A 19,371-nucleotide genomic window follows, 5' to 3' on the forward strand; every position below is an offset into this window, starting at 1 on the left:
CTCCCATGTTCGACGTGCTCAGCAATAAAACCTACCGTCGCCTGTTCTTCGCCCAGGTGATAGCCCTGATCGGCACCGGCTTGACCACCGTCGCTCTGGGGTTGCTGGCGTTCGAGCTGGCAGGTGACCAGGCCGGCACCGTGCTGGGGACCGCATTGGCGATCAAGATGGTGGCCTATATCGGGGTGGCGCCAGTGGCGGCCGCCTTTGCCGAGCGCTTGCCGCGCCGGGCGATGCTGGTGGGCCTGGACCTGACACGCGCGCTGGTCGCGCTGGCGTTGCCCTTCGTCACAGAGGTGTGGCAGGTCTACCTGCTGATTTTTGTGCTGCAGTCGGCTTCGGCGGCCTTCACGCCGACCTTCCAGGCGACCATCCCCGACATCCTCACCGATGAGGTGCAGTACACCAAGGCGCTGTCTCTGGCGCGCCTGGCCTATGACCTGGAAAGTGTGGCCAGCCCGATCCTGGCGGCGATGCTGTTGAGCGTCATCAGCTTTCACAGCCTGTTCGCCGGGACCTCGATAGGGTTTCTGGTCTCGGCCCTGCTGGTGTCGTCGGTGCTCTTGCCCCAGGCGCGGATGGCGCTGCGGCGCGGTATCTATGACCGCACCACCCGTGGCCTGCGGATATTCCTGGCAACGCCGCGCCTGCGCGGTCTGCTGGCACTGAACCTGGCGGTGGCGGCTGCCAGTGCGATGGTCATCGTCAACAGCGTGGTGTTGGTGCAATCCGGGTTTGCCTTGCCGCAACGCTTCACGGCGTTTGCGCTGGCCGCGTTCGGCACCGGCTCGATGATGGCGGCGCTGGTGTTGCCAAGGTTGCTTGCGCGTCTCAACGACCGCGCGGCCATGCTGTCGGGCGGTGGGTTGCTGATCCTGGGGCTCAGTGTGGGCGTCTACCTGTCTGAATACCGGCAAATGCTGGTGCTGTGGTGGGTGCTGGGGCTGGGCTATTCCCTGGCGCAGACCCCGGGCGGGCGCTTGCTGCGCCGCTCAGCCCATGCCGAGGACCGGCCGGCGCTGTTTGCCGCGCAATTCGCCTTGTCGCATAGCTGCTGGCTGGTGACATACCCCTTGGCCGGTTGGCTCAGCGCCAACTTCGGCATGGCGCAGACATTTGCCAGCCTCGCCTTCGTGGCCACCCTGGCTTTGATCGCATGCGCCAGTCTGTGGCGACCGGAACACGAGCAGGCAAGCGTGGCGCACGAACACCACGACCTGCCCGCCGGCCATCCGCACCTGCTGCACCATCACGCCGGCGTGCATGGGCATGCCTATGTGATCGATGACCTGCACCGCCGCTGGCCGGCCTGATCAGAGGCCTTGCCAGGCCAGCAGCGCCAGGTAGATCAGCACCAGCCCACAGGCGGCATAACTGATGCGCTGCCAAGTGGGCGAGGCGTTCTGCCGCAACAGGTTCACCAGAGCGGCAATCAGAAAGCATGACAAGATCGACGCGAGCATGAACCCGGCAAAGAACATCAGCGTCTGCCCGTGGCTGGGCGTGGTGCCGACAATCCCCGACAGCGCACTGCCCAGTGCGCCCCAGTAGACGATGTTCTTCGGGTTGGCCAGGGAAATTGCAGCGCCTACCGCCAGGGCATTTTGCCGAGTGCTGGCCGGCGCGCTGTCCGGTTGTGGCAGGTGCCAGGCATCGATCAGGCTGCGTACGCCCAGCCAGGCCAGGTACAACGCACACACCACCGTCAACGGCACACGCACCGTGTCATGCTGGATCAGCAGGGCGATCCCGGTCAGGCCGATCACCGCCCACACGGCATCGCCCACCAATGAGCCGAACTGCACCAGCAGGGCGGGTGTAAAGCCATGCAGCAAGCCACGGCGCAGGGTCTCCGCGAGCACGGCGCCGGGGGAGAGGCAAAACACAAAACCGAATATCAGTGCATAAAAAAAGATCGTCAGCATGCCCGCATTTCCTTCAAGTGAGGTGGGGCAGTGTGAGGATGTGCAGGTGCGGTGTCTTGGACCAGATTGCGCTGTTTAGCGCTTCACGGTGCTTTGATAGTGGCCAGGAGTGATGCCGTAGGCCGCCCGGAAATGCCGGTTCAGGTGACTCTGGTCGGCGAAGCCCAGGTCGTGGGCTGCCTCGCCGGCGGGAACCCCTTTGCGCAACAGGCCTTTGGCGCGACGGGTACGCAACTGCATGGCCCACTCCCGGGGCGTCAGCCCGGTTTCTTTCTGGAAGGCACGCAGCAGGTGGAATTTGGACAACCCCAGTTCGCCGCCCAGGTGGTCCAGGGTCAGGGGTTGATGCAGGTGTTCGGCGAGTAATGCCTGGGCGCGGCTGATCAGGGGTTTGCCGGGGCTGGCGGTGCCGGGCAGACGTACGCCGCTGATGTTCACGACCTCTGCCAACAGCAGCACCAAGGCATCTTCATTCACGTCGCGAACCAGCGTGTCACCGTTTAGCGCACCCTTGATCGCGGCGGCCAGTCGCAGGGCAAGCTCGGGCTGAACACATAAGGCACGGTCAAATTCCAGATGCACCAGCCCCAGGTCCGCCGCCAATTGATCCGCCGTGGCGTACAGGCTCACAAAGTGCCAGGGCGCACCATCGGCCGCACCGCCGCCTTGAATCTGACCGGGGTTGTACAGGGTGATGGAGCCTGGGCCGGCGTGGAACTCGCGACGATCCAGCCAGACCTTTTCCTCGCCTGCCAGGTTCACGCCGATCACACATTCATCATGGCTGTGGCGGGCAAAAGTCAGGCCGGTGCAGGTGGTGCTGCTGACTTCATAGTTGCCCAGCCAGGCGTGTTGCACGGCGCTCATCGATTTCACTCAGTCGGGGACAGGCACGAGCATACGCTGGCAAGGGTGATCAAATCGACCGTTGATTGACCCGGCGCGACAGTTCACCGGCGCTTTCCTTGCGTTCCGAGTAACGGTCCACCAGGTCGGGACGGTCGCGCAGCAGCAGGGTGAAGCGCACCAGTTCTTCCATTACATCGACGACCCGATCATAAAGCGCCGAGGGTTTCATGCGGTCCTGTTCATCGAACTCCATGAAGGCCTTGGGTACCGAGGACTGGTTGGGGATGGTGAACATGCGCATCCAGCGCCCCAGCACCCGCAGCTGGTTGACGGTGTTGAAGGACTGGGAGCCGCCGGACACTTGCATCACCGCCAGGGTCTTGCCCTGGGTCGGGCGGACCGCGCCCAGGGTCAAGGGCACCCAGTCCAGTTGCGCCTTGAACACCGCCGACATCGAGCCATGCCGCTCGGGCGAGCACCACACCTGGCCTTCGGACCACTGCATCAGTTCCAGCAGTTCCTGCACCTTGGGGTGGTCGCTGGGCGCGTCATCCGGCAATGGCAGGCCGCTGGGGTTGAAGATGCGGGTATGCGCGCCGAAGTGCTGCAATAGCCGTGCGGCTTCTTCCACCAGCAGGCGGCTGAACGAGCGTTCGCGGGTCGAGCCGTAGAGCAGCAGGATGCGCGGCGGCTGGTCCGGGCTGGCCGGTTTTGAGTCGACCAGGGACAGGTCCAGATTGGGCAGCGTCGTCATAGGGCCTCCGATTACAACTGCGCAATGCGCGCGAGTTCCGCCTTGAGGTCGGCAGGGCTGAGTTCGCCGAAGGGCAGGACGAAGAACGCCCTGCAGCGTGTGGCGATGGTCTTCAGTGTGGCGTCGAATGCCGCTTGCACACTGGCGTCGTCACCCTGGACGTCCGACGGGTCTTCCAACCCCCAGTGCGCCTTCACGGCCGGCCCGAAGTACACCGGGCAGGCTTCGCCGGCGGCCTTGTCGCACACCGTAATCACCACATCCGGCGGGCTGCCTTCAAAGGCATCGTTGCCCTTGCTGTACAACCCTTCGGTACTGATCCCGGCCGCTTGCAACGTGCTCAAGCTACGTGGCAGCACCTGGCCCTTGGGAAAACTGCCGGAGCTGATCGCTTCGAAGCCTTCCGGCGCCAGGTGGTTGAACATGGCTTCGGACAAGATGCTGCGGCAGCTGTTGGCGGTACACATGAACAGGACTTTCATCGGGGTATCTCCGTTAGAAACTCAGGCGCAAGGCGAGGGCGGCGAGGGTGATCAACAGCACCGGCAGGGTCAGCACGATGCCGACCTTGAAGTAGTAGCCCCAGGTGATGCTGATGCCTTTGCGCGCCAGGATGTGCAGCCACAGCAAGGTGGCCAGGCTGCCGATAGGGGTGATCTTCGGGCCGAGGTCGCTGCCGATCACGTTGGCGTAGATCATCGCGTCCTTGACCACACCCACGGCATGGCTGGACTCGATGGACAGCGCGCCGATCAACACCGTCGGCAGATTGTTCATCGCCGACGACAGCAGCGCCGTCAGCACACCGGTGCCCATGGCAGCGCCCCACACGCCGTAAGTGGCAAACGTGTCGAGCCAGGTGGCCAGGTAGGTGGTCAGGCCGGCGTTGCGCAGACCGTAGACCACCAGGTACATGCCCAGGGAAAAGATCACGATCTGCCACGGCGCTTCCTTCAGCACTTTGCGCGTGGAAATCTTGTGCCCCTTGGCGGCGATCACCAGCAACAGCAGGGCACAGGCGGCGGAAATCGCACTGATCGGAATGCCCAGCGGTTCCAGGGCAAAGCACCCCACCAGCAGGATGCCCAGCACCCACCAGCCGGCGCGGAAGGTCGCGCGGTCGTGGATGGCGCTGGCGGGGTCGTCCAGGTCGGCCGGGTCATAGGTTCGTGGAATATCGCGGCGGAAGAACCACAGCAACACCGCCAGGGTGGCCGCGACGCTGACGAAGTTCACCGGCACCATCACGGCGGCGTATTCGTTGAAACCGATCTTGAAGTAGTCGGCCGAAACGATGTTCACCAGGTTCGACACCACCAGCGGCAGGCTGGCCGTGTCGGCGATGAATCCCGCGCCCATGACGAAAGCCAGGGTTGCCGCCGGGGAAAAGCGCAGGGCCAGCAGCATCGACATCACGATGGGCGTCAGGATCAGCGCTGCACCGTCATTGGCAAACAACGCCGACACCAGCGCGCCGAGCAGCACCATGTAGGCAAACAAACGCCGTCCGCGTCCACGTCCCCAGCGCGCCACATGCAAGGCGGTCCAGGCAAAAAAACCGGCCTCATCCAGCAGCAGGCTGATGATGATCAGCGCGACAAAAGTACCGGTGGCATTCCAGATGATGTGCCATACCACTGGGATGTCGGCCAGGCTGATCACGCCGAAAGCCAGGGCCAGGATCGCGCCCAGGGTTGCGCTCCAGCCGACGCCCAGGCCTTTGGGTTGCCAGATGACCAGAACAATGGTGAAGATAAAAATCGCGATGGCGACAAGCATGGATAAACGCTCCGGTGGCTCAGCAGCAGGTACTGGCCCGTTGTGGTCGGTCGCCCATTGCATCCAGACGCAGTGCGTCGCTGTGCAACCAGGGCTGGTTGGCTTGCAAAGTGGTGTGCAGCACGGCAGTGACCCAGTCGGGTAATGCCGGATTGATGCGGTAATAGATCCATTGACCCTGACGACGATCCAGCAGCAAGCCGCAACTGCGCAGTTGCGCCAGGTGACGGGAGATTTTTGGCTGGCTGTCGTCCAAGGCATGGATCAGTTCGCACACGCAAAGTTCGCCTTCGCGCAGGATCAATAACGTCAGGCGTGCTCGGGTGGCATCGGCCAGGCATTTGAACAGGGTGGGCGGGGAGATGAGGTCCGACATGGTCAAGGCCTTCGTATATATGGTTATCCGAATATACGTATTTCCATATGTATCGGTCAAATCCTGTTTCAATTGACTTGGATCATATGTCTCGAAAATCACCACAAGTGTCTGAAATTAAAATGAAACACGAATGTCCTAAAGTGCCTGCCCATTGCTGATGAAGGAAGACCCCGCGTGACCCGTGCCACTCGCAACCTGCGCAAGACCCTGGATTCCGTCGCGGAAAATAACGAAACCGCGGCGTTCGACCTGATGCGCGCCGTCGAAAAGCTCGGCGATGAAGTGCTGCGCCAGCGCCTGCTCAATACCATTCACCGACTCAACCAGGATGCCCACGAACTGCGCGAAGCGCGTGATTCGGTGGAACAAGTGTCGGTCCGGCTCGCCTGAGCAAGATCGTTCAAGACAACTCCATTGTTGCGCTGGCATGCTTGTCGACTGTCTGTCGATGAGCCGTTTCCATGCCTACTGCCTTACCTCATTACGCCTTCGCTCGCGGCGCCATTGCCGTCATTCCCTTGTCCCTGGCCTGCGCGCCCTGGGGACTGTTGGCCGGTTCCATGGCCATCGATGCACAATTCAGCCCGTTGGAAGCCCAGGGCCTTTCTGCCATCGTATTCGCCGGTGCTGCGCAACTGGTTGCCATCGGCATGGTCAAGAGCGGCGCCAGTCTGATTTCCATCGTGCTGACCACCTTGCTGCTGACCTCCCAGCATTTGCTGTATGGCATGCACTTGCGGCCGGTCCTTTCTCCCCTCAAGACCCGCTGGCGCATGAGCCTGGGCTTTCTGCTGACCGACGAATTCTTTGCGCTGGTCAGTCACTATGACCGCGAGACCTTCAATCGCTGGTATGCCTTGGGTGTCGGCCTGACGTTCTATATCGCCTGGAACCTGTTCACCCTGGCCGGCATCGTGCTTGGTAAAAGCATTCCCGGCCTCGACCAACTGGGCCTGGAATTTTCCATCGCCGCCACCTTCATCGCCTTGATTACGCCGGTGGTGCGTGACGTTCCCACGGTGGTCTGTGTGGCGGTGTCATTGCTGTTCTCGGTGTGGCTGAGCTTCCTGCATTGGGAATCGGCGGTGGTGGTGTCCGGCCTGCTGGGCATGAGCGCAGGGTATGCCTGCAAGCGACTGGGAGTAGGGCAGCAATGATCTACATCATGATCGTGGCCATGGGCCTGGTGGTGTTTCTCAACCGTTACCTGTTTATCGAGCCACGCCTGCCGGTGCGCCTCAACCGTGGCGCGCGGGAGTTTCTGGGATTCGCGGTGCCGGGGATGCTCACGGCGATTTGCGGGCCGATCATTTTCCTGGCTGACCACCAGCTCAACCTGAGCCCGGCCAACCCTTACCTGCTGGCGGGTATCAGCGCCGTGGCATTGATGTTCTGGACACGCAATGTGTTGATGACGGTGCTGCTGAGCATGGCGTTGTTCTATCTGTTCCGCTGGCTGCTCTGAGCACAACCGGGGCGAAAAAAAGCCCGCGGGAGCGCGGGCGGAAGGAAGACTTCTAAAAATGAGCGTGACCACTATAGGTCGCGCCTAGCCCCTTTACAGTGAAACAAAGTTCATGCGGCCATCAGTCCGGCCTGTGGCAATGGTACAGTCGCGTTTTTTTCCAACGGAGCAATGGCATGCCCAAGGTGGTAATTGGCGCACTGGTACTGGCGGCCCTGGCCGGTTGCGCGGGTTCGAAGATGAAAGACGCGCGCGCAGGCACGCCTTACAAGACCCTGGCTTCGGACAAGGCCACCCTGGTCATTGCCGAATGCGTGCAGTTCGGCTGGCAGGACGAAAGTGTGTTCGGCGTTGACGCCGGCGGCTTCAAGGAGCCGATCGGCGCGGGTGGCTTCACGGTGTACACCACCGCTGGCGATTACTTTGTCGATGTACAGAGCGCGGGCAGCGGTTCCACCATCAAGTACTACGCCATCGAAGACAACATGCCGGCCAAGCGCCGTTTGGCCGCACTGGCGACCTGCCTGTAATCCGTTGCCTTAGTCGATTTAGGAAATGCCTGGCACGACAGCCGCGAGGCATTCGCTTATGATTCACCGGCTCGCCCGACATGATGGCTCTTTACCAGTACACGGACGTCGAGGCCTAAACGTCGGGCGAGCTCCTTTTAACCTTCAGCGGGGCATGAAGCCCAGGTGCCAGCGCCGAGGGATCTTCAGCGATACCAGCCCCAGAAACCCCGCCAATACACCGCTGACGATCAGCGCCTTGAGCCCCAGTTGCTGCTCCAGCAGCGCACCGATCACCGCCCCCACAAACATCCCGGCCCAAGGGATCAACTGTACGCGCCAGCCATTGCGGCGCTCGCCGAGCAGCCAGCGCCCCAGCCCACGGCCAAAGCGTGACAGTGCACCGGTGACGTAAGTCAGTCCCACCGGCAGCCCGTTGACCTCTTCCACCGCAGCATTGAGCATGCCCATCGCGATGATCGCCGCCAGTAGTGCGGGCAACGTATCGGCGAAGGGCAGGAGTGCACCGCCGCACAGCAAGGCGGCAATACACAGCAGCAAGGGCAGGGCATGGCGACGGCTGAGTCGGCCGACCACCACGCCCAGCGCGTTACCCACCACAAAAGTTGCCACCAGCAACAGCAGCCGCCCGGTCAGGCCCAGGTCACCCGCGCTTATCGCCACCGCCAGGCGCGTAGTGTTCCCGCTCATGAACGAAACAAAGTCACCGCTCGCCATGAAGCCGATGGCATCGGTCATGCCCGCCAGCACCGACAGGCTGGCCACCAGCATCAGTCCGACGCGGCCACGCCAACGCTGTCGATGGGCCAGTGCGGCATTGACGTAGGGCTTTCGTGGCGAAGGCAACATAGGGCCGGGTTCCTCGGTGAGATTATCCGGCCACTACCGTAGGACGCTTTAAGCGCGCATGCAATGACCTCAGGCAGGCGTCAGGGTCCAACCCGCAGGATGCCAGTCCAGAAAGTGCGTCGGCCTGATCGCTTGCACAAACGCCGCGTCATGGGACACCACCAGCATTGCCCCGGCAAAACCTTGCATGGCTTGCTCAAACGCCATCACCGATTCCAGGTCCAAATGGTTGGTCGGCTCGTCCAGCAACAGCAATTGCGCCGGCACTGCGCGCCACAAGGCAACCGCCATCGCAGCCTTCAGGCGTTCGCCGCCGCTGAGTTGCCCGGCGGGTTGGGTCACACGCAGGGCATCCAGTTGCAGCAGGGCCAGGCGCGTGCGCAATTCGCCTTCCGCCAGCGGGGTGTCCAGCAGGTTCAGTTGTTCGACGATGGAACAGTGGTCGTCGAGCAGCGCGAGGTGCTGATCGATATAGGCGCTGGGCACGTGCACGTGGCATTCGCCGCTTTCTGCACGCCATTCTCCCGCCAGCACTTTGAGCAGCGTGGACTTGCCGCAACCGTTGGGTCCATGCACCGCCACACGCACCGGGCCGGTGAGGTGCACGTTGAGGCAGGTCGACGGCAGCCAGGGTAATTGCGCGTTGATCAACGACAGCACCTGTCGGCCGTTAGGTACCGCTGACGCAGGCAATGCCACCAGCGTCGGCGTTTCATCCTCGACCCGAGCATAGGCTTGGCGCACCTGGGCATCCAGCTCCTGTTTGTGTTGCTCATGCGCGCTGCGCACGGTGCTGACGATCTGCGAGGCAGCGCCTTTCCAGCGCGCTTTGGTGAAGCGATCGACGTTGGCCGTTTCCGCATGCTTGCGTGAGCGGGCGGCATGGCGTTGCAGGTTGTCGTGGCCTTTTTGCAGGCGCCGCTTTTCGCGGGTGCGTTCCAGGCGAGCGTGTTCCAGTGCGGCGACGGCGGCGTGCTGTTCAGCGTCGCGCTGTTGTCGATAGGCGTCGTAGTTCCCGCCATATAGGTTTACGCCGAGCGGCGACAGCTCAATGATGCGCCCCATTGCGTTGAGTAATTGCCGGTCATGGCTGACCACCACCAGGCCGCCACGCCATTCGTCGAGGACACGCAGCAGCCAGGCGCGGCCATCGCTATCGAGGTAGTTGGTGGGCTCATCGAGCACCAGCAACTGTGGCGCGGCCAGCAGCGCGCCGATGATCGCAACCCTGGCTAACTGGCCGCCGCTGAGTTGACGGGCTGGGGTATCAACAGAAAGCCGCGACAACCCTGCGGCATTCAAGCTACTGCGCAAACGCTCGGCCAAGTCCCAACGATCATCGATCAATTCGAGGTCATCGATCTGTGGGGCGCCTCGGGCCATGCGCTCAAGGGCGGTCAATATCGCTGCGGTGCCGGTAAGATCGGCGACGGTATCGCCTGGCGCTACCACGACGTTCTGCGCTACATAGATCACGCTGCGTGGGCAATTCAACGAGCCGGAGGAGGGCGACAACAGCCCCGCGATCAATTTGGCGAGTACACTTTTTCCTCGACCATTGCGCCCCACGATACCGGTGGGGGTGTAATCGATGGACAGGTTGAGGTCATCCAGCAGCGTCTCGCCATTGGCGAACCGGAAGGATAAATGTTGCAGGGAAACAAGCACAGGCAGCCGGTTGACGTCAGTCATCAGCACCTCCAAAAAAATGTCGGACAGGCCAACAAGCGCGCCAGGCGGCTCGTTGCGGGTACATTTTGGAAGGCTTAGTGGTTCACGTCGGCGGTCGTCCTGCGCATCAGAAGGGAGGCAAAGCCTAACCCGCCTTGGCTTTTTTCGGCAAGTCTTGCGCCAGTTGCTCCAGGAACATCGCCAAGGCCACTTCTTCGGCCTTGAGCCCTTTGCGCAGTCTTGGTTTGGGCAATTTGGAGAGTTCGCCGAGGCTGAAATGCTCCAGCACGGCCGGGTGGATATAGCATTTGCGGCACACCGCCGGCGTGTTGCCCAGCTGCCTGGCGACGTCCTTGACCATCGCCACCACATGCCGCTTGGCATCCGACTCAGGCTGCCATTCCAGCTCGCGCAACACCGCCAGCGCCATGGCGGTGCCGGCCCAGGTGCGGTAGTCCTTGGCGGTGAAGTCGGCGCCGGTGAGGCGGTGCAGGTAGTCATTGACGTCCTGGGAACTGACGGTGTGCCGTACACCGTCTTCGTCCAGGTACTGGAACAGGTTCTGCCCCGGCAGCTCCATGCAGCGTTTGACCACCGTGGCCAGGCGCCGGTCCTTGACGCTTATCTGGTGCTCTACGCCGCTCTTTCCACGAAACTGGAACTGGATCTCGCTGCCTTTGACATCCACATGACGGGTGCGCAGGGTGGTCAGCCCATAGGACTTGTTGTCCCGCGCATACTGAGTATTGCCGACCCGGATCAGCGTCGCGTCCAGCAGCATGACGACCGTGGCCAGGACTTTTTCGCGCGTAAAGCCGGGTTCGGCGATTTGCGCTTCCAACTGTTTGCGCAGCTTCGGCAAGGCGTTGCCGAATTCCTGCAGGCGCGAGTATTTGTCGCTGTCGCGCACCTCACGCCAGCGCGCGTGATAGCGATACTGCTTGCGCCCGCGCGCGTCGCGGCCGGTCGCTTGCAGATGGCCTTGCGGGTCGGCGCAGATCCACACATCGGTGTAGGCCGGCGGTACGGCGAGGGCGTTGAGGCGCTTGATCTCATCCGCATCGCGGATACGCTCGCCCTTGGAATCGAAATACTGGAACTTGCCCCGCAGCGTCTTGCGACGGATGCCGGGCTGGGTGTCGTCAACGTAATGCAGGTCGCGGGGTAGCGCAGAGTCAGACATGGGGCGGGTTCCTTGGCAACACATCAGGCCGGTATGTCTGATTGACCGCAGCCGTATGCGGTCGTGCCAAAAGATTGCTCAAGCCAGCACGGCGACCGCCTTGATCTGCGCCCACAGCGTCTGGCCGGGGTGCAGTTGCAACTGGTCGCGGGAGAATCGCGTGATGCGCGCCAACAGCGGCGAGCCTCCCGCGTCCAGGCGTACCAGCACGTGAGCGCTGTTGTCCGCGGCAATTTCCTGGGTGACGGTGACCGGCAGGCGGTTGAGGATGCTGCTGTGCTCCTCGGCTTGCAGGCTGAGGCTCACGTCGCGCGCCTGCACCTTGATGCGCAGCGCCTTGCCCAGCGCCAGCGGTGCATGGGCTACGCGCATGTGCAGGGCGCTGGCGGGCAGTTGCAGCGTGAGCAATTGGTAGTGGTCGTCGTAGGCACTGACCGTACCATTGATGACCACACCGGCATCGTCACCCCGCGCCAGGGGCAGGTCGAGACGTGCCAGGGTTTCACCGATGGGGCCGCTGGCCAGGGCCTTGCCCTCGCTGAGCAGCACGATGTGATCGGCCAGGCGTGCCACTTCATCCTGGGCATGGCTGACGTACAGCACCGGGATATCCAGTTCATCGTGCAGGCGTTCGAGGTACGGCAGGATTTCCCCTTTGCGCTGACTGTCGAGGGCAGCCAGGGGCTCGTCCATCAGCAGCAGGCTCGGGCTGGTGAGCAAGGCGCGGGCGATACCGATGCGCTGGCGCTCGCCGCCGGAGAGGTGTTGGGGATGGCGCTCGAGCAGATGACCGATGCCCAGCAACTCAGTGGCCTGGGCCATGTCCACACGACGCTGTTGACGGGCAATCCGCTTGAGGCCGAACTCCAGGTTGGCGCGTACCGACAGGTGCGGGAACAGGCTGGCCTCCTGAAACGCGTAGCCCAGCGCGCGTTTATGCGGCGGCACGAACAGCCCGTTACGACTGTCTTGCCAGACATCATCATTGATCTGGATGAAGCCGTCTCCGGCGCGTTCCAGCCCGGCGATGCAGCGCAGGCAGGTGGTCTTGCCGGAACCGGAATGCCCGAACAGCGCGGTTACGCCTCGGCCGGGCAGGTGCAGGTCCACATCGAGGGCAAAGCTTGTGTACTTGAGGTTCAGGCGCACATTGATCATCGACATCAGCTCCAGCCCATCCTGGTTTTACGGCTGGAGTAGAGCGCCAGCAACACGAGGAACGCGAACACCACCATGGAGCCGGCCAGCCAATGGGCCTGGGCGTATTCCATGGCTTCCACATGGTCGTAGATCTGCACGGAGACCACGCGGGTCTTGTCCGGGATATTGCCGCCGATCATCAGCACCACGCCGAATTCGCCGACGGTGTGTGCAAAGCCCAGGATCGAGGCGGTGATAAAGCCGGGGCGGGCCAGGGGCAGAATCACCGTGAAAAAAGTGTCCCACGGGTTGGCACGCAAGGTTGCGGCCACTTCCAGTGGGCGTGTGCCGATGGCGGAGAAGGCGTTTTGCAACGGCTGCACCACAAACGGCATGGAATAGATCACTGAGCCGATCACCAGTCCGGCGAAGCTGAAGGTGAGGGTGCCCAGGCCCAACCACTGAGTGAACTGGCCGAAATAGCCATTGGGCCCCATGGTCAACAACAGGTAGAAACCGATCACCGTCGGCGGCAACACCAACGGCAAGGCGACGACCGCACCAATGGGGCCGCGCCACCAGGAACGGGTGCGCGACAGCCACAAGGCAATCGGAGTGCCGATGACCAGCAGGATCACGGTGGTCAGTGAGGCCAGTTTGAGGGTCAACCAGATAGCGGAGAAATCGGCACTCGATAACGGCATTTACTTGGCCAGCTCGTAACCAAAGGACTTGATGACGGCAGCGGCTTTAGGCCCCTTGAGGTATTCGACCAGTGCCTTGGCAGCGGCGCTGTCTTTGCCCTTGTTGAGGATCACTGCGTCCTGTTTGATCGGGTCGTGCATGGACGCCGGGACGATCCACGCCGAACCGCTGGTGACGTTGCCGTCTTTATAGATCTGCGACAAGGCCACAAAGCCCAGCTCGGCGTTGCCGGTGGACACGAACTGATAAGCCTGGGTGATGTTCTGGCCTTCGACAATCTTGTCCTTGACCTTGTCGGTCAGACCTTCCTTGGCCAACACCTGAGTGGCAGCCAGGCCATAGGGTGCGGCTTTCGGGTTGGCAATCGACAGGTGCTTGAACTCGTTTTTCTTCAATACGTCGCCTTTGGCGTCGACGTAACCGTCCTTCGCCGACCATAGCGCCAGGGTGCCGACGGCGTAGGTGAAGCGCGAACCCTTGACGGTGTCGCCTTCGCTTTCAAGCTTCTGCGGGGTGGTGTCGTCGGCGCTCAGGAACACTTCGAACGGCGCGCCATTCTTGATCTGGGTGTAGAACTGGCCGGTGGCACCGTAGGCCGCGACCAGTTTGTGCCCGGTATCTTTCTCGAAGTCGGTGGCGATCGCCTGGATCGGTGCAGTGAAGTTGGCGGCGACGGCCACCTGGACTTCATCGGCGTGGGCCGAACCGAATGCCAGGGCAACGGCCAGGATGGCCAGGCGTGAGGCATGACTCTTCATGAAACAGCTCCTTTGAGGGTGTACGGCTTGTTATAGGTAGAAGGCTTAACCGCTATGTATGGGAATATATAGCGGTTGGCCTTTGCCGGTACAGTGCAAAGTTGCCACACAGCCGAGTGCTAGTTGAGCTTGGCCAGCGCCTGCTCCGCCAATTCACGGGTCAGTTCATAAGTCGTGGTGTCTTTGCCCAGGCGCAGTGCCTGACCGGACCACAGGTTGCTGAAGCCCGCTTCATCCTTGGCCTTGAGCGGTATCAACGCGCCACCGGAAGTGGGGAACGCCGGTGCGGCCGGGTTGATCGCGCCCAACTCGCGCATTACCCGGTTGACGATGCCCCGTGCCGGGCGACCGGTGAACAGGTTGGTCAGCGCGGTTTCGCTGGCCTGGGCATGGCGCAAAGCATAGTGATGTGAGGCCGTGACGTTGGCTTCGGGAGTAAACAGGTACGCCGTGCCAATCTGCACCGCCGAGGCGCCGAGGGCGAACGCCGCGACAATCCCGCGCGCATCACCGATGCCGCCGGCGGCAATCACTGGCACGCTGACGGCGTCGACGACTTGCGGCAACAAGGCGAACAGGCCGATCTGGGTATTGAGGTCGTCGCTGAGGAACAATCCACGGTGCCCGCCGGCCTCACTGCCCATGGCGATGATTGCATCGCAGCCATGCTGTTCCAGCCAGATCGCTTCTTCCACCGTGGTGGCCGAAGACAGCACGTTGGCACCAGTGGCTTTCACCCGATCCAGCAGGGACTTTTCCGGCAAACCGAAGTGAAAGCTGACCACTTCGGGGCGGAATTCTTCGACGACCTGGCACGCGGCGTCATTGAACGGTTCACGGTTGGAGACCGGGGTGGGCGCATCAAAGTCGGCGCCCAGTTCGCGGTAGTAGGGTTCCAGCAGTGCCTTCCAGCGGCGATCACGCTCGGGGTCTGGCGTGGGCGGTTGGTGGCAGAAGAAATTGACGTTGATCGGACGTGGGCTGGCCTGGCGGATGGCGGTCAGCGCTTCGCGCAGCTGCTCGATGCTCAGCGCAGCAGCCGGCAGCGAACCCAACGCACCGGCCTGATTGGCGGCGATAACCATGGCGGTGGTCGTGCCCACCGCCATGGGGGCCTGGATGATGGGCAACTGAATGCCCAGCAGGTCGAGAAGGCGGGTGTCTGGCCAGGTGCTCATGGGATGCGTCTCCAGCGTTAGTGAGGCTTTTCGCTGTTTTAACAGGGCCCATGGCCCCCGGCCACTCTGTTTTATTCACTGGACGATCGCGGCGTTTCGTGGTGCGTCATCAATCAATGGCGTTGCCGAGTACGGCGTGAATCCGCTCGGCGATATGGGCGGCATGGGTTTCCAGGGCGAAGTGACCGGTGTCGAGCAGTTCCACCACGGCATTCGGGTTGTCAGTTTTATAGGCGTGGGCGCCTGGCTGGATAAAGAACGGGTCGTTCTGGCCCCAGATCACCAGTGTGGGTACGAGTGTGGCCTTGAAGAACGCCTGGAACGCCGGGTACAGCGCCAGGTTGTTGCGGTAGTCGAGGAACAGGTCCAGTTGGATCTCGTCATTGCCGGGGCGCTGCATGAGCAGTACATCGAGCATGTAGGATTCCGGGGCTACCCGCTCGGGCTGCTTTACGCCATGCAGGTATTGGTAGCGCGTGCCTTCCAGGCTGATCACTGCGTTGCGAATCACCTCGCGGTTGGCCTGGGTCGGCTCGTTCCAATAGGTGCGAATCGGTGCCCAGGCATCCCCCAGGCCTTCCAGATAGGCGTTACCGTTCTGCGACACCAGTGCGCTGACCCGTTCCGGATGCGCCACCGCCAGGCGCAGGCCCACCGGCGCGCCATAGTCAAAGACATACAGGGCGTAACGGTTCAACGCCAGCGCATCGACAAAATGCCCGACCGTGATTGCCAGGTTGTCGAAGCTGTAGTGGTAATCGCGCTCAGCCGGCACCTCGGTGAAGCCGAAGCCCGGCAGGTCCGGCGCAATGACCCGGAAGCGCGTGGCAAGCAAGGGGATCAGGTCGCGGAACATGTGAGACGAACTGGGAAAGCCGTGCAGCAGCAACATGACCGGTGCCGATGCAGCACCGGCCTCGCGGTAGAACATGCGCACGCCGTCGGCATCGACGTGGCGGTAGTGAACGGCAGGGGTTGGAGTGGTCATGATGGAATGCCCTTTGTAACTAGATTGAGTTGATTTACGGGTTACTTTTTAAAAAGCTGCGCTGATTAATGTAACCTGTCAAATCATTTATTAGGGTTAGAATTGTTATGTTTGTAACTATCCTGATGTCGTAATAGCGGTTACGATATGGACGCTCACAAGAGGATTGCCCCATGACCCTTCCCCCATCCACTTCCGCCCCCTCGGAACCCTATGTCCTGGCCGATGATCCGGTGTTGGACATGCTCAATACCCTGGCGAACATCGACGGCGTGCCGTGGGATTTCTGGCGGGCCGATGCCGACGTGGCCGCCTGGTTGGTGCGCCTGCAATGGGTTGAACAACACGGTATTCCGCAGTTTGAACCAGGGGCGTTGCTCAGCGCCGCGCGGGAGTTGCGCGAAGTGATTCGTGAGTTGGTGGCTGCGCGCAAAGCGCGACAACCTGGCAATCCGGCGGCACTCAACGGCTTTTTACGCAAGGCGGTGAGCCATCCGCAGTTGGTGTGGACGGCGTCCGAGGCGCCAAAGCTTGAGCGCCAGCGCAAGCAGCAGACGGCGCAACAGTTCCTGGCCCCGATTGCCGAGGCGGCCGCCACGTTGCTGGTGGAAGGAGATTTCAATTTGATCCGGCGCTGCGAGCATCCGGAATGCATCTTGTGGTTTTATGACCGCACCAAGGCCCACAAGCGCCGCTGGTGCAGCATGGCGTTGTGTGGCAATCGGCATAAAGTCGCTGAATTTCGTAAACGCAAACTGAAGCTTTGAAGGAGATGGCCTTGCACAGCATCCAGGAGCAGCACGTCGCGACAGTCAGGGATCCGCTAGGTCTTAGACGACTGTTCTCTGGCGAGCAATTGCTGCTTGCGCTCCACCCCCCAGCGGTAGCCCGATAGCTCACCATTGCTACGCACTACGCGGTGGCAAGGAATGGCCACCGCCAGGCTGTTGGCGCCACACGCCTGGGCCACCGCACGGAACGACTTTGGTGCGCCGATGCGCTCGGCGATCTGCGCGTAGCTGGCGGTGCTGCCCGGTGGAATCTCACGCAAGGCTTGCCACACCCGTTCCTGGAATGCGGTGCCGCGCAGGTCCAGTGGCAAGTCCAGGCCGAGCGCGGGCGCTTCGATAAACCCCACGACCTGCGCAATCAGTTGCTCGAAACCCGGGTCGGCGCCCACCAGTTCCGCGTTGGGAAATTGATCCTGTAGATCGCGCACCAGTTGGTCCGGGTCATCCCCCAGCAGAATCGCACAGACGCCGCGAGCGCTCCGCGCCACCAGGATCGCTCCCAGTGAGCACTGCCCGACGGCGAACAGTATCGCAGTGTTGGTGCCCCCGGCCTTGTAGTCGCCGGGCTTCATGCCAAGTAGTTGGTCGGCGGATTCATAAAAGCGACTGTTGGAGTTGAAGCCCGCTTCATACAGTGCATCCGTCACTGAGTGCGCACTCTTGAGACCGTCGCGCACCTTGCGCGAACGATGGGCGCTGGCGTAGCCCTTGGGTGTCAGGCCAGTAACGGCTTTGAACACACGGTGAAAATGAAAAGGGCTGAGATTGGCGTGCAGTGCCAGCGTATTCAGGCTGGGTGGAGTGTCGGCCTGTTCGATATGACGACAGGCATCGGCCACCAGCTGTGCATGCTGCGCCGCGAGCTGGGTCCGGTCACCGGCCGCGCGTCTGCTGGCGCGATAGCCGGCGGCTTCGGCCTGCGCCGGGGTGTCGAAAAACTCGATGTTTTCCGGGCGCGGCAAGCGTGAAGCGCTACTGGCGCGGCAGTACACGCCGGTGGTCTTCACGCCATAGACGAACAGCGCATCGGCCTTGGGGTCACGGGCAAGTACGGCGGCCCAGCGCGGGTCTTGTTCGGTAGTCATGTTCGGCACTCTTGACGGATCCCGGCCAGATTAGCCGGGTCGCCAACGCCTGGCACTCTGAAGCTTGCGGTCAAATCAGCCGGCGGTGCGAAAGGTCAGGTTGATGCGTTGCGGACCCATCACCGGGTGCACGCCTTCCTTGATCGGCATCACGCCATGAAAGCGCAGGCGGTCCACGCCGCCCCAGACCACCACGTCGCCATGGAACAGCGAGACTTTGCGGGTCTTGTCGCTGCGCGCATGCCCACCAAACAGAAAAATTGCCGGCAGTCCGAGCGAGACAGACACCACGGGTTCGCTGTAGCGACGCTCATTCTTGTCTTGATGCAGCGACATTTTTGCGCCGGCTACATAGCGGTTGATCAGGCAGGCGTCCGGGGCAAAGTCAGGGAACCCGGCGTCAGCGGCCGCCAGCACCGCCAATTCACGCAGGGCGTCCGGCATGGGCGGCCAGGGTTGCTGGCTACGTGGGTCCACGGATGAGTAACGGTAACCAGAGGTGTCGGTAGTCCAGCCCAGGTCGCCGCAACTGCTCAATGCCGCCGACATGGTAAAACCACCCGGTGTGACCATTTGCCGAAACGGTGATTGAGCCAGCACCTGCCGTAGTTCCGGTAGAAGGCGCTCAATCCAGGGCAGGGCGTAGCCTTTTAATACGCAGGACTGTTCGCCAATTTGCTCGCGCCCTGCGGGTTGCTGCAAGGCGTCTTCGGCGAACAGATCTTCGGTGGGGCCGGGCATTCGCCTACAGCGCCTTGCTCACATTGATGTCGGTGATTTCATCACTGGCATCGTGAATTTTCGCCAAGGCTTGCTTGGCTTCTTCGACGCTGTTGGTCTGCAGTTGAGCGAACTCAAAGCGGCGTTCGCCGTTGAGCTTGTACTTGATTACGTATTTGGTAGTAGCGGTCACGATCGTTTCCTGTGGGAGGGTCGGGTCAGCTCAGCTTGGAGCTGGTGCGACGCACAATGCGGATCTTGTGAGACAGCGCGGGTTTGCGGGTCACGCTGATGGCACGGCGTGTGACCACGTCAAGGGTGATATTCCAGAACCCGGTGCTCGGTGCGGTGATTTTGGCGGGGAACTTGTCGAATGCGCCGCCGTGGTAGGTGTGTCGGCCGCCATTCTTGAAGCTGCGAAAATTCGCATCGCTCATTAGCCGGATATTACAAGTCTGCGAGCATTCGATGACAACAATGTCTCCCTCGTTGAGGTGCTCGCGCTGGTGGATGAATTTCATGAGGGTGTCTCCAGAAGGGCTTTTTCTGAAAAATCAGAACGATACGTAGGTTAAGATGGAGTTTATCAGCCCCAGCGCGTTTATTATCGGCCCGTCTTCAA

General features: G+C 61.8%; 24 protein-coding genes. 6 read left to right on the forward strand and 18 right to left on the reverse strand.

The annotated features are described in order from the left end of the window. Positions 1–5 precede the first annotated feature (5 nt). Positions 6–1,313, forward strand: coding sequence for an MFS transporter (locus K5K89_RS15645; RefSeq protein ID WP_222539732.1), 1,308 nt, complete (start codon positions 6–8; stop codon positions 1,311–1,313). On the opposite strand, the gene K5K89_RS15650 is transcribed toward K5K89_RS15645, so the two are convergent. From K5K89_RS15650 to K5K89_RS15675, 6 genes are all read right to left on the reverse strand, one after another. Next, on the reverse strand, positions 1,314–1,925 hold the full coding sequence (locus K5K89_RS15650) for a LysE family transporter (RefSeq protein ID WP_071488219.1): 612 nt from the start codon (positions 1,923–1,925) through the stop codon (positions 1,314–1,316). It abuts the gene before it with no gap. A gap of 75 nt (positions 1,926–2,000) precedes the next feature. Continuing rightward, positions 2,001–2,792, reverse strand: coding sequence for an AraC family transcriptional regulator (locus tag K5K89_RS15655; RefSeq protein ID WP_071488220.1), 792 nt, complete (start codon positions 2,790–2,792; stop codon positions 2,001–2,003). A 49-nt stretch (positions 2,793–2,841) separates the two neighbouring features. Continuing rightward, positions 2,842–3,528: an arsenical resistance protein ArsH gene (gene arsH, locus K5K89_RS15660; RefSeq protein ID WP_078048549.1), complete on the reverse strand. Its 687-nt coding sequence runs from the start codon at positions 3,526–3,528 to the stop codon at positions 2,842–2,844. 11 nt (positions 3,529–3,539) lie between these two features. Further along, positions 3,540–4,010 (reverse strand): arsenate reductase ArsC, encoded by a 471-nt coding sequence (locus tag K5K89_RS15665; protein WP_071488222.1) that lies wholly within the window; start codon positions 4,008–4,010, stop codon positions 3,540–3,542. A 13-nt stretch (positions 4,011–4,023) separates the two neighbouring features. Next, positions 4,024–5,307, reverse strand: a complete 1,284-nt coding sequence (locus K5K89_RS15670; protein ID WP_071488223.1) for an arsenic transporter — start codon at positions 5,305–5,307, stop codon at positions 4,024–4,026. A 19-nt stretch (positions 5,308–5,326) separates the two neighbouring features. Next, on the reverse strand, positions 5,327–5,683 hold the full coding sequence (locus K5K89_RS15675; protein ID WP_071488224.1) for a metalloregulator ArsR/SmtB family transcription factor: 357 nt from the start codon (positions 5,681–5,683) through the stop codon (positions 5,327–5,329). Between the two features lie 177 nt (positions 5,684–5,860). Here K5K89_RS15675 and K5K89_RS15680 point away from each other — a divergent pair, with 177 nt between their 5' ends. The 4 genes from K5K89_RS15680 to K5K89_RS15695 all read left to right on the forward strand — a co-directional run bounded on the left by K5K89_RS15680 (position 5,861) and on the right by K5K89_RS15695 (position 7,681). Next, on the forward strand, positions 5,861–6,076 hold the full coding sequence (locus K5K89_RS15680; protein ID WP_025856028.1) for a hypothetical protein: 216 nt from the start codon (positions 5,861–5,863) through the stop codon (positions 6,074–6,076). Between the two features lie 71 nt (positions 6,077–6,147). Then, positions 6,148–6,843, forward strand: a complete 696-nt coding sequence (locus K5K89_RS15685) for an AzlC family ABC transporter permease (RefSeq protein WP_071488225.1) — start codon at positions 6,148–6,150, stop codon at positions 6,841–6,843. Continuing rightward, positions 6,840–7,151, forward strand: a complete 312-nt coding sequence (locus K5K89_RS15690) for an AzlD domain-containing protein (RefSeq protein ID WP_071488226.1) — start codon at positions 6,840–6,842, stop codon at positions 7,149–7,151. Before K5K89_RS15685 ends, K5K89_RS15690 begins: the two co-directional genes overlap by 4 nt. A 176-nt stretch (positions 7,152–7,327) precedes the next feature. After that, positions 7,328–7,681 (forward strand): hypothetical protein, encoded by a 354-nt coding sequence (locus K5K89_RS15695; protein WP_222539733.1) that lies wholly within the window; start codon positions 7,328–7,330, stop codon positions 7,679–7,681. Between the two features lie 144 nt (positions 7,682–7,825). Here K5K89_RS15695 and K5K89_RS15700 read toward each other — a convergent pair whose 3' ends face one another. The 8 genes from K5K89_RS15700 to K5K89_RS15735 all read right to left on the reverse strand — a co-directional run bounded on the left by K5K89_RS15700 (position 7,826) and on the right by K5K89_RS15735 (position 16,153). After that, the gene (locus K5K89_RS15700) at positions 7,826–8,530 is read right to left on the reverse strand and encodes a YoaK family protein (protein ID WP_071488228.1); all 705 of its coding nucleotides are present in this window, start codon (positions 8,528–8,530) and stop codon (positions 7,826–7,828) included. A 69-nt stretch (positions 8,531–8,599) separates the two neighbouring features. Continuing rightward, positions 8,600–10,222 carry an ABC-F family ATP-binding cassette domain-containing protein gene (locus tag K5K89_RS15705; protein ID WP_222539734.1) on the reverse strand — a complete coding sequence of 541 codons (1,623 nt, stop codon included), beginning with the start codon at positions 10,220–10,222 and terminating at the stop codon, positions 8,600–8,602. Between the two features lie 124 nt (positions 10,223–10,346). Next, positions 10,347–11,384 (reverse strand): DNA topoisomerase IB, encoded by a 1,038-nt coding sequence (locus tag K5K89_RS15710; RefSeq protein ID WP_071488230.1) that lies wholly within the window; start codon positions 11,382–11,384, stop codon positions 10,347–10,349. A gap of 78 nt (positions 11,385–11,462) precedes the next feature. Continuing rightward, a complete protein-coding gene (modC, locus tag K5K89_RS15715) occupies positions 11,463–12,542 on the reverse strand; it encodes a molybdenum ABC transporter ATP-binding protein (protein ID WP_222541718.1) in 1,080 nt (359 codons plus the stop codon). 5 nt (positions 12,543–12,547) lie between these two features. Next, entirely contained in the window at positions 12,548–13,228 is a 681-nt protein-coding gene (gene modB / locus K5K89_RS15720; RefSeq protein WP_071488231.1) for a molybdate ABC transporter permease subunit, read from the reverse strand. After that, a complete protein-coding gene (gene modA / locus K5K89_RS15725) occupies positions 13,229–13,987 on the reverse strand; it encodes a molybdate ABC transporter substrate-binding protein (protein ID WP_071488232.1) in 759 nt (252 codons plus the stop codon). 119 nt (positions 13,988–14,106) lie between these two features. After that, positions 14,107–15,165 (reverse strand): NAD(P)H-dependent flavin oxidoreductase, encoded by a 1,059-nt coding sequence (locus K5K89_RS15730; protein ID WP_222539735.1) that lies wholly within the window; start codon positions 15,163–15,165, stop codon positions 14,107–14,109. A 109-nt stretch (positions 15,166–15,274) separates the two neighbouring features. Then, entirely contained in the window at positions 15,275–16,153 is an 879-nt protein-coding gene (locus K5K89_RS15735) for an alpha/beta fold hydrolase (RefSeq protein WP_222539736.1), read from the reverse strand. A gap of 173 nt (positions 16,154–16,326) precedes the next feature. Here K5K89_RS15735 and K5K89_RS15740 point away from each other — a divergent pair, with 173 nt between their 5' ends. Continuing rightward, positions 16,327–16,920, forward strand: coding sequence for a CGNR zinc finger domain-containing protein (locus K5K89_RS15740; protein ID WP_222539737.1), 594 nt, complete (start codon positions 16,327–16,329; stop codon positions 16,918–16,920). A 56-nt stretch (positions 16,921–16,976) separates the two neighbouring features. Here K5K89_RS15740 and ada read toward each other — a convergent pair whose 3' ends face one another. From ada to K5K89_RS15760, 4 genes are all read right to left on the reverse strand, one after another. Further along, the gene (gene ada, locus K5K89_RS15745) at positions 16,977–18,029 is read right to left on the reverse strand and encodes a bifunctional DNA-binding transcriptional regulator/O6-methylguanine-DNA methyltransferase Ada (protein ID WP_222539738.1); all 1,053 of its coding nucleotides are present in this window, start codon (positions 18,027–18,029) and stop codon (positions 16,977–16,979) included. A gap of 75 nt (positions 18,030–18,104) precedes the next feature. Then, complete coding sequence (gene alkB, locus K5K89_RS15750; protein WP_222539739.1) at positions 18,105–18,770, reverse strand: DNA oxidative demethylase AlkB; 666 nt, start codon at positions 18,768–18,770, stop codon at positions 18,105–18,107. A 4-nt stretch (positions 18,771–18,774) separates the two neighbouring features. Beyond that, positions 18,775–18,942, reverse strand: coding sequence for a hypothetical protein (locus tag K5K89_RS15755; RefSeq protein ID WP_012724160.1), 168 nt, complete (start codon positions 18,940–18,942; stop codon positions 18,775–18,777). Between the two features lie 25 nt (positions 18,943–18,967). Then, on the reverse strand, positions 18,968–19,270 hold the full coding sequence (locus K5K89_RS15760) for a DUF1883 domain-containing protein (RefSeq protein ID WP_003191319.1): 303 nt from the start codon (positions 19,268–19,270) through the stop codon (positions 18,968–18,970). Between the last annotated feature and the right edge of the window lie 101 nt (positions 19,271–19,371).

It is taken from the genome of Pseudomonas sp. DR208, assembly GCF_019823005.1.
Lineage (GTDB): Bacteria > Pseudomonadota > Gammaproteobacteria > Pseudomonadales > Pseudomonadaceae > Aquipseudomonas > Aquipseudomonas extremorientalis.